This window comes from Paenibacillus sp. JMULE4, from assembly GCF_013337105.1.
GTDB classification, from domain to species: Bacteria; Bacillota; Bacilli; order Paenibacillales; family NBRC-103111; genus Paenibacillus_G; species Paenibacillus_G naphthalenovorans.
Genome location: NZ_SGWF01000011.1, coordinates 546,035 through 559,770, shown reverse-complemented (window position 1 = coordinate 559,770; position 13,736 = coordinate 546,035). Strand labels below are relative to the sequence as shown.

Genomic DNA, 13,736 nt, shown 5'->3' with positions numbered 1-13,736 from the left:
TAAAGTAGGATTATTGGAAAAAAAGAATATAATATAGATAGGTCAAAAATCCAAATGAAGGGTGAATCCAATCATGTTAGATCCAAGAATAGAACGATTAGCGGATGTTTTGGTTAACTACTCGACCAAGGTTCAACCCGGAGAGAATGTTCTCGTTGAAGCCTTCGGCATCGAGAACCCGCTGGTTAAATCCATTGTCCAAAAGATACATAAAGCCGGAGGCCGGCCTTTTGTCAACCTGCGGGATCATCAAGTGACCAGGGAACTGCTGATGAACGCAACGGAAGAACAAATCAAAACATGGGCGGACTTCGACGCGTATCAAATGACCCGGATGCAGGCCTATATCGGTGTGCGCGGCGGAAACAACATTTATGAGCTATCGGATGTTCCCGACGAGAATATGAAGCTTTACAACAAATTCTACAACCATAACGTCCACTCCACGATTCGTGTGAAAAAGACGAAGTGGGTCGTGCTGCGCTACCCGACGCCGTCCATGTCCCAGCTGGCCTCCATGAGCACGGAAGCTTTCGAAAAGCTTTACTTTGACGTATGTACGATGGACTACTCCAAAATGAGCAAAGCAATGGATGCGCTGGTCGATTTGATGAATAAGACGGATAAAGTCCGGTTAATAGCTGATGAGACGGATCTGACCTTCTCGATTAAAGACATTCCCGCGATCAAGTGCGCAGGAGAGATGAACATCCCGGACGGCGAAGTCTTTACTGCTCCGGTCAGGGATTCCGTTAACGGAGTGATTTCTTATAATACCCCAAGCCCTTACAACGGCTTTGTATTTGAGAATGTAAAGCTGCGTTTTGAGAACGGCAAAATTATTGAAGCGACAGCGAATGATACAAAGCGGATTAATCAAATTTTCGATACGGATGACGGGGCGAGGTTTGTCGGAGAGTTCGCTATCGGCATCAATCCATTCATATTAAATCCGATGAAGGACATTCTGTTTGATGAAAAAATAGCCGGAAGCATTCACTTTACCCCCGGCCAAGCCTATGATGAAGCCGATAACGGCAACCGTTCCTCGATCCACTGGGATTTGGTACTGATCCAAAGACCGGAGTATGGCGGAGGAGAGATTTACTTTGATGACCGGCTCATTCGCAAAGACGGGCTTTTTGTTATCCCGGAGCTGATCCCTTTAAATCCCGAAAATCTGAAATAAGCGGCTCAACCTTAATGCATGCGCAATGCGTCTTGAAGATTCCCGGCGGAACATGGAATGATCTGGCAGCCCTGTCCGCCCCTCAAGGGTTATTCAACCCATAAGGTCATCTGACTATTTTCGTAGCGTCCAATCCCTGAATCTTTAACCCGCATATGATAAAGAAGATCAAGCGGAAGGAGGATGTTATCGATGAGCTGCGTAAAAGGATTTGGATTTGGCGGCGGCTTCACTTCTACTGGTGTTATTCTCGTACTCTTTATTCTTCTTGTCATTGTTTCTACTGCATGGTTCATCTAAAATAACCGGACCATCAGCGCTTTGACATTTTTGCCCGATTCTTGATTCGGGAGGTGAATATGGTGAGCCACGCACTTGGTTTTGGCTGGCATACGTCGACAGGTGTTATTCTGGTTCTCTTTATTCTTCTGGTTATCGTACTTCGTGCTTACTGGATCTAATGATTCTACGGAATCGTTAGAAAAGGAGTTCATAGAGCTCCTTTCTCCTCACAACTTCAGAACACATCATTAGAGGAAGGGCAGCCATACCTTTGAAATCCATAAATTCCAATTCAAACCTGGCTGCCCATGGCCTCGCCCCGCTCCCGGAAAGGGATACATACATTCATTGGATCGCATCCCGAAACGGTTAGTATAAGGAAACGCAAATCGGCCCTGCTCACAATAAAAGCGAGTCAGGGCCGATTTTTTTTAAATCCAGCTTTGAATCGAACGCTCATAGGAAAGCAGTTCTTCCGGTTTGAAAAAATGAGCGATTTCCCGTTCCGCACTCTCCGGAGAGTCGGAACCGTGAATGATATTATTTCCCGTTTGTACTGCAAAATCGCCGCGGATCGTTCCCGGGGCCGCATCCAACGGATTGGTCTTGCCCATCATCGTACGGGACAATTGAATGACATTGTGACCCTGCCATACCATCGCAAATACCGGACCGGACGTAATGAACTGCACGAGCTCGCCGAAGAACGGTCTTTCCTTGTGTTCAGCGTAATGGTACTCCGCCTGCTCCTTTGTGATTTGAATCAGCTTCGCTCCGATGAGCTGAAACCCTTTGTCCTCAAAGCGCTGCACGATCTTGCCGATTAATTGGCGCTGCACTCCGTCCGGCTTGATCATTAAGAACGTTTTTTCCATGCTGTTATACACTCCATCTCATTATGTTGTCATCAATTAAGTATATCATCTATTACATCAAGTTTCCATTGTTTACCGGTTATGCGCTTCGTTCCGGTATAAGACCCGTCTCCTCGTTTTTTTGAGCTTTACCCAAAGCCAGCTGCGCCTGCGCTGCAGCGATACGGGCGAGAGGTACCCGGTAAGGGGAACAGCTGACATAGTCCAGTCCTACCGCATGACAGAAGAAGATCGATTGCTTGTCGCCGCCATGTTCGCCACAGATACTCGTTTTGAGCTGCGGCTTCACGGATTTACCCTGTTCGACCGCCCACTCAATCAATCTTCCCACGCCATCCCGATCCAGCACCTGGAACGGATTGTCCGGCAGCAGATTCGATTCCACATAATGGGTAAGAAACTTGCCTTCCGCATCGTCGCGGCTGTAACCGAACGTCATTTGAGTCAAATCGTTCGTGCCAAAAGAGAAGAAATCCGCATGAGCCGCAATTTGTGCTGCCGTCACGGCAGCACGGGGCACCTCGATCATCGTGCCGATCCGGTAACGGAAGGTGCGCGCGGCATCGCCCAGTACCTCCTCGGCTTTGCGCTCGACCAGCTCGCGCATCCGCTTCAGTTCATTGGCATGGCCTACGAGCGGAATCATGATGTCGGGCCTGGCCTCCACCTGTTCATTCAGGCAGCTGAGCGCAGCGCGGAAAACAGCCTCCACCTGCATCTCGTAAATCTCAGGCAGCACCAGCCCTAGGCGGCAGCCCCGGGTTCCCAGCATCGGGTTCATCTCGTGAAGCGCTCTCACCTTGCGCAGCAGCTTGTCGAGCTGTTCTAGCTCCGCCGGATCCGCATCCGGCTGGTAGCGCAATCTCTCCTGCTGGACGATCAACTGCTCTAGGTTTGGCAAAAACTCATGAAGCGGCGGATCCAGCAGCCGGATCGTCACAGGAAGACCGCTCATCGCTTTAAAAATGCCCGCAAAATCCTCCTGCTGCATAGGCAGCAGCTGCGCCAACGCCTTACTCCGTTCCTCTTCCGTTTCAGCCAGAATCATCTCCTGTACGACGGGAACCCGCTCGGCGGACATAAACATATGCTCCGTCCGGCACAGGCCAATGCCTTCGGCACCGAAGCTTCGTGCTTTGGCCGCATCGTCCGGCGTATCCGCATTCGTGTAGATCTGCAGCTTCCGGATGGAGTCCGCCCAACCAAGCAGCTGCTGCAGCTCCGCAGTGATTACCGGCTCCCTCAGGCTGACGCCCCCCAGAATGACGCGTCCCGACGCACCGTCAATCGAGATGTCGTCGCCTTCCCGGACAATCCTCAGTTTACCGTCGACCTCAACGCTAAAGATACGATCCTCGATACGAATCGACTCGCAGCCGCAGACGCATGGCTTGCCCATTCCGCGCGCGACAACGGCCGCATGGCTCGTCATACCGCCTCGGCTTGTCAGCACGCCTTCGGCGGCCAGCACACCGTGAATATCTTCCGGCGTAGTTTCCGTACGGATCAGGATCACTTTACGGCCTTCCCGCGCCCAAGACTCCGCCGTATCGGCATCGAAGACAGCAGCGCCCGTTGCCGCACCCGGGGAAGCCGGTAATCCGACAGCAAGCACATCAAGCGGTTTGTCGGTATCAATAGCCCGGTGCAGCAGCTGATCCAGATGAAACGGCTCGATCCGCTCAATCGCTTCCCCCCGCTCCAGAATCCTTTCGTGCACGAGATCCACCGCAATCTTGACAGCTGCCTGCGCAGTCCGTTTACCATCCCGCGTTTGCAGCAGATACAGCTTTCCTCGCTCGACGGTAAATTCAATGTCCTGCATATCCTTGTAGTGCAGCTCCAGCGCTTCCGCGGTACTCAGCAGTTGGTCAAACACTTCCGGCATGTCATTCTTCAGTTCGGCTATCGGTACCGGAGTCCGAACACCGGCGACAACATCTTCCCCCTGCGCGTTCATCAAGTATTCGCCGTACAGCGACTTCTCCCCGGTAGACGGATTGCGGGTGAACACTACGCCCGTGCCGCAATCGCTTCCCATATTGCCGAAAACCATCGACTGAATATTTACAGCCGTGCCCTGCTCATCCGGGATATGGTGCACCTTGCGGTACACCTTCGCACGAGCATTGTTCCACGAACGGAAAACAGCTTCCACCGCCAGCTCCAGCTGTTCCTCCACCTTCTGCGGGAACGGGCGTCCCGTTTCTTTGAGTACGACCGCTTTGTATTCTTCAATTAACCGCATCCAGCCCTCAGCACTCACCTGGCTGTCATATTCAGCGCCGGTTTGCTGCTTCAGACGATGAAGCAGGCCTTCAAAATGATAGGACTCCAGATCAAATACGACGTTGCCGAACATTTGAATCAACCGCCGGTAGCAATCATAAGCGAAACGCGGGTTACCGGTTAAAGCCGCAAGCCCCCGGACGGTTTCGTCATTCATGCCCAGGTTTAGGATCGTATCCATCATGCCGGGCATCGAGGTGACCGAACCGGACCGTACGGATACCAGCAGCGGATTCTGCGGGTCGCCGAATCGCTGGCCTTTCGCCGACTCTAACTGTTTCAACGCTTGCGCTACCTCGTCCATAAGCCCCTTGGGAAGCTGTCCGCCTGCGGCATAATACGCTCGGCACACTTCGGTAGTAATTGTAAATCCGGGGGGCACCGGCAATCCGACCTTGGTCATTTCCGCCAGATTGGCTCCTTTGCCGCCCAGCCATTGCTTCATACCGGCATGACCCGCTTCGAACGGAACTACACTTCGCATAATAAATACCCTCCTATAGTGGAATAATCGGGAATATGATTAAATAAAACATAACATACGTCTTAAATTTTGTAAATAGTATGTAATATTAAAAAAATTAATACGTATTTAATGTGAAAAAAGCTTCAACAGTTCATTAAACAAAGAAGGCATCGACGCTCCCCATCGAGCGTGATGCCTTCTTTGTTTATCCTGTTCCTATCCTGTTCCATAGATCAATTCCGTCCCGCCGCTTCCTCCGCCGTCTCCGCGTGTTGAGTATCCCGCAGCGATATTCGGGCACCCAACGATCTGAAGCTGCCGATGACATCTTCGTAGCCGCGCTCCACATGCTCCACCCCGGTAATGCGCGTACAGCCCTCGGCGGTTAGTCCGGCCAAAATCAGGGACGTTCCCGCCCGTACGTCCGTAGCATGCACCCAATTGCCGGCAAGCGGACGGCCTCCTCGGATAAAAGCACTTTCTCCACGCACCTCAATCTCCGCCCCCATCCTCCGCAGCTGCGGTACATGGTTAAACCTGTTGGGATATACTTTTTCCGTGATGATGCTTTTGCCCCTGGCCTGTGTCAGCAGCGCGGTCATCGGCTGCTGCAGGTCCGTCGCAAAGCCCGGATACATGGAAGTCCGGATACGCGTTGCCTTAATGGCATCGGTTCCGTACGCCGTAATGCCCGATTCGGTGCATTCCACCGTCAATCCCGCTTCAATGAGCTTGGAGATGCAGGAACCCAGATGCTCGGGAATGACATCGGTCACCGTAACGCGCCCTCTTGTTATGCCCGCCGCCATCAAAAAAGCGCCGGCCACAAGCCGATCCGGAATCACGGTATGGTATCCTCCGTTTAAATACGGAACCCCTTCAATCCGTATCCGGTCCGTTCCGGCACCGTAAATTTTGGCCCCGAGCCCGTTCAGGAATGCGGCCGTATCGACAACCTCCGGATCGACGGCCGCATGGTACAAGTTCGTTCTGCCGTGGGCCCGAACGGCTGCCAGCATGCTGTTGATTGTCGCACCGGATGTTACCGTATCAAAGTAAATGTCGGCGCCTTGGAGCCTTCCTGCTTCCACCACATAATAATCCTCATGAAATATAACCTTGGCGCCCAGCGCCTGAAATGCTTTGATATGCTGGTCAATCGGCCTGGAGGAGAAATCGTCCCCTCCGGGAAAACCAACGGTGACCCTCCCGAACTTAGCGAGCAGCGCACCGGCAAAATAATACGAGGCACGAAACGAAGACGCTTTGCCCGGGTCAATGATCGCGCTGTGAATATAGCGGGGATCGATGACCATGCTGCCGTCCGGCATGCGCTGCAGCCTCAGCCCGATATCATCCCCGATACGGGCGATTACTTTAACGTCGTAAATATCGGGAATTCCCTCCAGTATTACTTGGCCATCCGCTAAACAGGCGGCGGCAAGCAGGGCAAGAGAGCTGTTCTTGGAGCCGGGTATCGATATGGAGCCTTGAAGCGGCCCTGCAGGTTCAACTTGAATAAATCTCATTCACGTAACCCTACTTTCCACATGTGCACGCACGCTATTTCGAATCCCACTCCAATACGTAACCGCTGCCGCGTACAGCACTAATCAGAAACGTGTCTTTGCCGTACTTTTTGCGAATCCGGTACACGAGCGCATTCAGTTCATCCATGCTGACATCGGGTACACCGTCCGTTCCCGACAGACGTTCAGGCCACACGCTTCGCTTGATCTGCTCTATCGGCACCAGCCGATTAGCCTCCTCATAAAGAAGCTTCAGGAACAAATACTCTTTCTCAGACATCGACAGCCGTTTGCCGTCCACCACACATTCCCTTTTTTCCCAATGGATCACCGGTTCGCCATCCGGTTCGTCCCCATGCTGGGTTAAGCTGAGCGGCTCGAATTCCAACGTCTGATCGGCGAATATATATGAAAAATGAAGTACCGTCATTCCTCTAGCAAGCTTGATGATGTCCGTCGATTGCAGCGGATAAGGCTGATGCGGCTCCACCTTGACTCCATTAATTTCAGTGCCGTGCCGGCTGCCCAAATCATATAGTACGGCCTTGCCGCCTTCCTGCCGAATCAACAGGTGCTTGCGCGAAATAAAGGCGTTCGTGAACGCAAAATCCGGCGAATACGTTTTGGACGCTCTGCCCAGCACCGTATCGGCAGCCGACAGATTGAGGCACGTTCCGGATCGATAAGGTTCCCCGCGAATCACATAAAGACAGGCGAAAGTTTCCAGTTTCTTTCCCTCCGTATGCTGTTTTGCGGCCCTTTGTCTCTTGTGGACAAGCGAGTATGAATTCCATACCATCATAACGTATTCCGAAACGAATGAAAATATCTGTTCGGTGACGAGTCAGTTATTTTTCAGTAACAATTCAAGATCGGCTGCGCAAAACAACCCATTAAGTTCTTTATCGTCAAAACACATCGGCCCCATTAGTCCCGTTTTTTGGCCGGCCTCGGCGCGTCGTGGTACCCCCACTCTCCGTAGGGCTGCAGCTGTTCCATCCATTTGGCTTCCAAAACGGCAAGCTCATGGCGAACATCTTGATAACCGTCCTTGCGCTGCTTCAACCGTTCGAGCACCTCGAATTGAAATTCCGCTTCCCCGACTTCATTATAGTCATGCTGCATGGCTTTACTGCGGAACATGCCCATGTTCAGCTCGAATTGATGGCGCTTTGCGATCGCGTCCAGGTCCGGACTGCTGCCGATCCACATCTTTCCATTCCTGCGGTTCGTGATACGGTACACTCCCATCGGGCGCTCTGTCTCCATATAGGCTGCAACCAGTTCTTTGCGTTTTTCCCTGTTCATGCTTTTCTTCCCCTTTTCTTGCGATTCATCGTCTTTGACCGGTTCAACCCAATAGGAGCTGCCGTCATCCAACCGCTCCATGAATCCATAATCCACCATATACCGCCGCAGTGACGCATAATCCGGGTGGGCCTGCTCCAGAATGCGGTTCACCTCCGGCTCGGTATACCGTTTGCCCGGTTGAAACCTGCGCTGCAGCAACCTTGCTATGTCCACGCGCCGGCTCTCTTTTTTCGGCCAGCTCCGCAGCGGGCCTTCGAGCCCATCGGGAAAATAGCGCAGCAGTTCCGCATCGTCCTCATCGCTGTTGATCTGTTCGGCGGAATGACATCAATTTCGTTTGGCCATTCTCATTTTGTGAAATCTAATCTGCGTTTCGTGTCGCTATCTGTATCCGGCAGCGCATGATATAATAAACCTATTTCTAGCATTCAACGAAAACGCAGCCGTTCGGGAGTGTTTATTATGCGCCTGTCCATCCGCCTGTTCACAGCTTTGATGGGGTTGCTGCTCATTTTGCCGATTCCATCTTCGGAGTTCACTTGTCCAGACCCTTCCTCTTCCGTTGCGCCTGTAAGTGTGGAGCCGCCGCAATTGGAATGGACGGAGGAGGATCTGCTCAAGCCCCCGAATATTATTTTTGTTCTGAGCGAAACCTTCTGGGATGCAACCCGGATGACGAATCTGACGTTCAGCCGGGATCCGATTCCTTTTTTTCGCGCGCTGCAGAAGCGGTTCACCCACGGCACCATGCTGTCACCCATGTTCGGCGGCGGGACGGCAAATGTGGAGCTTGAGGTTTTAACCGGGCATTCCATGCGCTTTTTTCCGGAGAACTCCATCCCATACGAATCCGTTATTAAGCATCCGACCGCTTCACTGGCCAGCATCCTGTCGGAACAAGGCTATACGGCTACGGCCATCAGTCCTTTTTACGGATGGTTCTTCAACAGCATCGAAGTGTATAAGCAGCTTGGTTTTTCCCAATTGATCAGCCTGGAATATTTTAACCCCAATGAGTATGTCGGACCATATATCGGCGATTATGCGGTAACAAGGCGCATTATTGAGGAAACCGTCGAAAGTCCGGGCCCCGATTTCATCTTTGCCAGTACGATGGAAAACCATTACCAATACTATCCCGGAAAATTCAAAAAGAATACGATCGATATTAAAGGAAACGGGGTATCGCCGGAAGCGATCGGTATTGCGGAGACCTACGCTCAAGGCTTGACGGCCGCGGATAAAATGCTTCAGGAGCTGGTCAGTCACTTTGGACAGGTCAAAGAACCGACGATTCTCGTGTTCTTCGGAGACCATTTGCCGTCTTTGGAGAAATATTTTGTCTATAAGGAAGCCGGGTATATCAGCGGCGAGGACGATCCGGACTTTCTGGAGAAAATGTACCATGTCCCCGTTCTCATCTGGAACAATTATTTGCCGGAGGAGCAGAAGGATTCCTTGCATATGAGCCCTTCATTCCTCGGTCCTTATGTGCTTCAATTAGCCAAAAGGCCGGGCAGTAGCTATACCGATTATTTAGGCGAGCTGTCCCGGCGTATGCCGATTCTCCCTCCGCCCAGCCATTATGAAGCGATGAATATCGATACCGGACTGGTAAAGGAGTACGAGGCGCGGCAGCATGCCATTCTGGAAGCGGAGAAGCAGGCGGGAGGGGAGCGCAGCGGATTCGTGCTTGGATACGGGGAACCGGCAATTGAGGAGGTAACACCGGGGAAAATAAAGCTTGGGGATAAGACGCGGATGACCGTCCGGGGCGGAAGATTCGGCATCGGCAGCACCGTTTTTGTAAATGGGGAGAAGCTGCAGACCTATTGGCTCAGCGAATCGTCGCTCAGTGTCAAGCTCACGAAAGAGCTGGTTAAAAAACCGGGTCTGCTGGAGATACAGGTTAAGGTCATAGACTCGAAAAACAATATCCTGAATGAGTCCAAACCGGTTTATGTCACAGTGGATTAACAGAAAACCAAATGATTCATGCAGCAGCAGTATAAAAACCCCATCCTCGTTCCGGTGCGGACGAGGATGGGGTTTGTTGAAGCTTGTCGATCCCTGCGCTTGCCCGGGAAATGAGGTTTGCTTCAAAGGCTTATGCCCGAACGGAAGCAGAAATAAACAGGCTGCCGATCCTCTCCTGAGCATCCATCGGCTGCCGACGCCGAGCGCCCATCAGCAGCTTATTCCTCCCGGTGCCACAGCTTCTGAAGCTCCTCATTGGTCTCCAGCAACTCTTCCAGGCGGCCGGCGGCGTCTACCCTGCCCTGCTTCAGCACGATGATCCGGTCCGCACGCATGAGAGCGGCCTTGCGGTGAGAGATCACCAGGCACGCCGCCCCCTGGCGCTGCTCCTCCAAGCGCTCCCACAGCTTCCATTCCGTATCGACGTCCAGCGCGCTGGACAAATCGTCGAAGACGAGAAGCTCCGCATCGCGCACAAACATGCGGGCCGCCGCCGTTCGCTGCGCCTGGCCGCCGGACAGCTTCACGCCGCGCGGACCGATAACGGTAGAAAGTCCCTGGGGCAATCTCTCCAGATCCTCCTCCAGCACCGCGGACCGGATCGCCCGGCGAAGCCGCTCCCCTTCCGGACGTATGCCGAGCAAAATGTTGTTCTCCAGCGTGTCACTGTACAGACGGGGAATTTGCGGCGTATAGGCGCTGCGCGGAGGAACGAAGAATTCACTTGGTTCCGTCACAGGCTCGCCGTTCCAGAGAATTTCTCCCGCCTGCTTGGGCAGCAGCCCTAACAGCGTCCGGACCAGCGTCGTTTTGCCCGAGCCCACGCGACCGGTAATGACAGTAAAGGACCCGCGCTCCAGACGGAGGCCGATGCCTTCAATCCCCCGCCCTGTCTCCGGATACCTGTACGTCAGACCGTGAACTTCCAGCACATCGAGACGGTCTTTCTTGGTCCGAACCGGCTCCTCCGGCTCCGGCAGCTCTCCGCGGAGATACAGCGGATGATGCTCCGTCAACCGCTGCGGGTCGGCTCCCTGCAGCAGCGCCAGCAGCCTGTCTTTGGCTACCTCGCTGACTTTAAAATACGTCATGAATTTACCGAAATTCTGGATGAATTGCGTCACGAAAGTCAGGTAATAGACGAATAAAGCAAAATCACCGACGGTAAAGCCGCCGCCCCGCATTTTTTCCGCAGCCAGCAAAAGAATCAGCCCCGTACCCAAATTCACGGCGTTGGAGAAGACCGAATCCAGGGAGGCGGTAAACAGCTGGTCTTTCAGCATGGCTTCCCGCCGCTGGGCATTGAGCCGTTTAAAGCGTCCGATCACACGATCTTCCGCACCCGCAACCTGAACGGATTGCACCGTGCTGAACATCTCGCTGATCGCCCCGGTAACCCGGCTGGTCGCTTCCCGGCTGGCGGCGCGATACTTCTGCAGCATGGCCGTAGACAGCTGCGCCACCATTACGACGATAATCAGCGGCAGAAATACCCACAATGTCATTTGTGCATCGATCCGGATGAGAATAAAACAGGAAACGGCGGCAAATAACATCATCCCCAGCGCATCCGCCGACCAGCTGACGGTTTCCTCCACTTGCTCGACGTCATCCCGAAACGAGCTGATCGCTTCTCCCGACGATCCCGGAATGGCTCGCGCTCCAGGCTCTTTGAGCACATGCTTCAGCAAGTTTCGGCGCAGCAAACCGCCGAGCCGAAAACGGAAGTGAACGTCGGTCATGAAGCCGAAAAGAATAAACCCGACCCTGGCCAGCGCGGATAAAAGAAGGAATGCGATCAGCGCCCCAATCCCGAAGCTGTACAGCGCATGTCCAGTCAGCATATCAAAAAACTGCTTCATAATCAGACCCGGTACGATCGGCGCCAAATAAATCAACGACCACGCCAAGGCATTCCATAAAAACAAGCCTTTGCGGTACCGGGTAAGCTTCCACAAGAAGGAGAGCGTCGTCATGCCAGCATCTCCTCCATTCCCAACTGCAGCATTCGGCTGTAACGGGAATGAGGGTCAGCAGCCAGCCTTACCCGTTCCCCTTGCTCTGCAACACGCCCATTATCCAGTACCAGAATCCGGTCGGCTCTTTGAACCGTCGTTAGCCGATGCGCAATGATAATGCAGGTGCGGCCGAGAAGCAGACGGTTCATCGCTTGTTCGATCCGCTGTTCGGTTGCCGGATCCAGCCTTGACGAAGCTTCGTCAAGAATAACAAGACCCGGATCGCGTAAAAACACCCTGGCGAACGACAGCAGTTGAGCCTCTCCGGCCGACAAGCCTCCTCCCCCGGACTCCAGCATGGTATCCAGGCCGTGAGGCAGCGAGCGAAGCCATGATGCCAAGCCCAGCTCCCGGAGCACCTGTTCGATTCTCCCGTCGTTCACCGATTCATCATAGAACGTCAAATTATCGCGTACCGTCCCTTGAAAAATCTCGATATTTTGCGTCACCATCCCGACACGGTCCCGCAGCTCATGAAGCTTGGTCTCCCGAATATCAATCCCCCCGATCGTAATCCGTCCTTGCCCCGGATCGTAAAAGCGCAGGAGCAGCCGGGCCAGCGTGGTTTTGCCGCTGCCTGTTCTGCCCAGAAGCCCTAACACTTGACCCTGCTCGAGGCGGAAGCTCACATCCTCCAGCGTTGCGGTCTCCGCATCGTATCCGAATCCGACACGGTCGAATTCAACGGATAGCGGCCCTTCCGGCAGAGCGGCGCCCCTGCCGTCTTGAATCAGTGATTGCGTCTGCAGCAGTTCGCGTATGCGTACAATGCTGGCATCGGCTTTTTGCAGGTCCTCCATTTGCGTCCGAATCTGCTCAATCGGTTTGGCCATCAGCTCGGTATAGTAAAAAATCATATACACCGTTCCGATCGTAATCGAGCCCTGGCGCCACAAATAATAGCTGATGCCCAACGCTACCGCGTTTCCGATCGTAAACACGAGCAGCGTCGTAATCCACATAGAAGCCCAGCCGAGATACGCCCGAATACGGATCGGCAGCCATTCGCGCAGCAGAAGATGAAAACGATGCATCACATACCCTGTCGCTCCGCTGGCGCGCGTGTCCTCCGTACCTTCCAGATGCTCACTAAGGAAACCGTAAAATGAGGCGCTCATCTGCCTGAGCTTCCCCCAGTGGGGCACTGCAAATTTACGGATATACTGGATAGCGGCAATGGCAAAAACCACAAAAAAAAGCATCCCCGTGCCGATCAGCCAGCCTTCCCGGAACAGCAGCACCAGCATGCCTGCAATCAGCACGACATTGCTTACCAGCATGATCACGAAATTGGAGAAAAAATTGGACAAATTGTTGATATCCCCATCTACCCGCTCAATGATGGCTCCGGAGGTTTGCGACTTGTGAAACGACATATCCAGCTTCAAACAGTGCGCCGCCACGGCCTCGCGCAATTGGTTCGTTGCAATCCAACCAACGTTGGCCCCCACATAGGACGCCCCAACCGCCACGGCTTGCTGCACCAAGGTAACGCCAATAAATAACACGGCAGCAAAGACCAGCGGCCTGCTGCTCTCCTGCCATTGCGCCGTATCGATAAAGTAGCGGATGATTTGCGGATTGACGAGCTGCATCACGATGCCGCTTAACAGCAGCACCGCAAGAACGGCCATGCTTTTCATCTGCGGTTTCAGATACTGGCGCAGCAAGCCGGCATATTCTCTGGCCGGAATTTTAGGAATCACCTTTTTCATACTCTCCCGCAGCCCCCTTTGCGTAAAAACATTGCAGCCTGCCGACGAGCCTAATCCACGACAGATCGTAAGGAAAAAATAAAAA

11 protein-coding genes are annotated in these 13,736 nt (G+C 53.3%); 4 read left to right on the top strand and 7 right to left on the bottom strand.

The window, feature by feature from the left end:
- Nucleotides 1-73: 73 nt before the first annotated feature.
- The 3 genes from EXW96_RS07900 to EXW96_RS07890 all read left to right on the top strand — a co-directional run bounded on the left by EXW96_RS07900 (nucleotide 74) and on the right by EXW96_RS07890 (nucleotide 1,650).
- A complete protein-coding gene (locus EXW96_RS07900; RefSeq protein WP_174350289.1) occupies nucleotides 74-1,189 on the top strand; it encodes an aminopeptidase in 1,116 nt (371 codons plus the stop codon).
- 192 nt (nucleotides 1,190-1,381) lie between these two features.
- Complete coding sequence (locus EXW96_RS07895; protein ID WP_082660782.1) at nucleotides 1,382-1,489, top strand: sporulation protein YjcZ; 108 nt, start codon at nucleotides 1,382-1,384, stop codon at nucleotides 1,487-1,489.
- A 59-nt stretch (nucleotides 1,490-1,548) separates the two neighbouring features.
- On the top strand, nucleotides 1,549-1,650 hold the full coding sequence (locus EXW96_RS07890) for a sporulation protein YjcZ (RefSeq protein WP_174350288.1): 102 nt from the start codon (nucleotides 1,549-1,551) through the stop codon (nucleotides 1,648-1,650).
- 252 nt (nucleotides 1,651-1,902) lie between these two features.
- On the opposite strand, the gene ndk is transcribed toward EXW96_RS07890, so the two are convergent.
- From ndk to EXW96_RS07865, 5 genes are all read right to left on the bottom strand, one after another.
- Nucleotides 1,903-2,346: a nucleoside-diphosphate kinase gene (gene ndk, locus EXW96_RS07885; RefSeq protein WP_137670295.1), complete on the bottom strand. Its 444-nt coding sequence runs from the start codon at nucleotides 2,344-2,346 to the stop codon at nucleotides 1,903-1,905.
- 79 nt (nucleotides 2,347-2,425) lie between these two features.
- Nucleotides 2,426-5,119, bottom strand: a complete 2,694-nt coding sequence (gene ppdK / locus EXW96_RS07880; protein WP_062409014.1) for a pyruvate, phosphate dikinase — start codon at nucleotides 5,117-5,119, stop codon at nucleotides 2,426-2,428.
- A 215-nt stretch (nucleotides 5,120-5,334) separates the two neighbouring features.
- Nucleotides 5,335-6,630 carry a UDP-N-acetylglucosamine 1-carboxyvinyltransferase gene (gene murA, locus EXW96_RS07875; protein ID WP_062409015.1) on the bottom strand — a complete coding sequence of 432 codons (1,296 nt, stop codon included), beginning with the start codon at nucleotides 6,628-6,630 and terminating at the stop codon, nucleotides 5,335-5,337.
- A gap of 34 nt (nucleotides 6,631-6,664) precedes the next feature.
- A complete protein-coding gene (locus tag EXW96_RS07870) occupies nucleotides 6,665-7,432 on the bottom strand; it encodes an FHA domain-containing protein (protein ID WP_235594314.1) in 768 nt (255 codons plus the stop codon).
- A 125-nt stretch (nucleotides 7,433-7,557) separates the two neighbouring features.
- Nucleotides 7,558-8,187: a DUF2087 domain-containing protein gene (locus EXW96_RS07865; protein ID WP_302621115.1), complete on the bottom strand. Its 630-nt coding sequence runs from the start codon at nucleotides 8,185-8,187 to the stop codon at nucleotides 7,558-7,560.
- A gap of 216 nt (nucleotides 8,188-8,403) precedes the next feature.
- Between EXW96_RS07865 and EXW96_RS07860 the strand changes: the two genes are divergently transcribed.
- The gene (locus EXW96_RS07860; protein ID WP_174350286.1) at nucleotides 8,404-9,918 is read left to right on the top strand and encodes an LTA synthase family protein; all 1,515 of its coding nucleotides are present in this window, start codon (nucleotides 8,404-8,406) and stop codon (nucleotides 9,916-9,918) included.
- Nucleotides 9,919-10,136: 218 nt separating this feature from the next.
- Here the strand turns inward: EXW96_RS07860 and EXW96_RS07855 are convergent, their stop codons facing one another.
- The gene (locus EXW96_RS07855; protein ID WP_074727552.1) at nucleotides 10,137-11,894 is read right to left on the bottom strand and encodes an ABC transporter ATP-binding protein; all 1,758 of its coding nucleotides are present in this window, start codon (nucleotides 11,892-11,894) and stop codon (nucleotides 10,137-10,139) included.
- The gene (locus tag EXW96_RS07850) at nucleotides 11,891-13,651 is read right to left on the bottom strand and encodes an ABC transporter ATP-binding protein (protein ID WP_174350285.1); all 1,761 of its coding nucleotides are present in this window, start codon (nucleotides 13,649-13,651) and stop codon (nucleotides 11,891-11,893) included. Before EXW96_RS07850 ends, EXW96_RS07855 begins: the two co-directional genes overlap by 4 nt.
- Nucleotides 13,652-13,736: the final 85 nt, after the last annotated feature.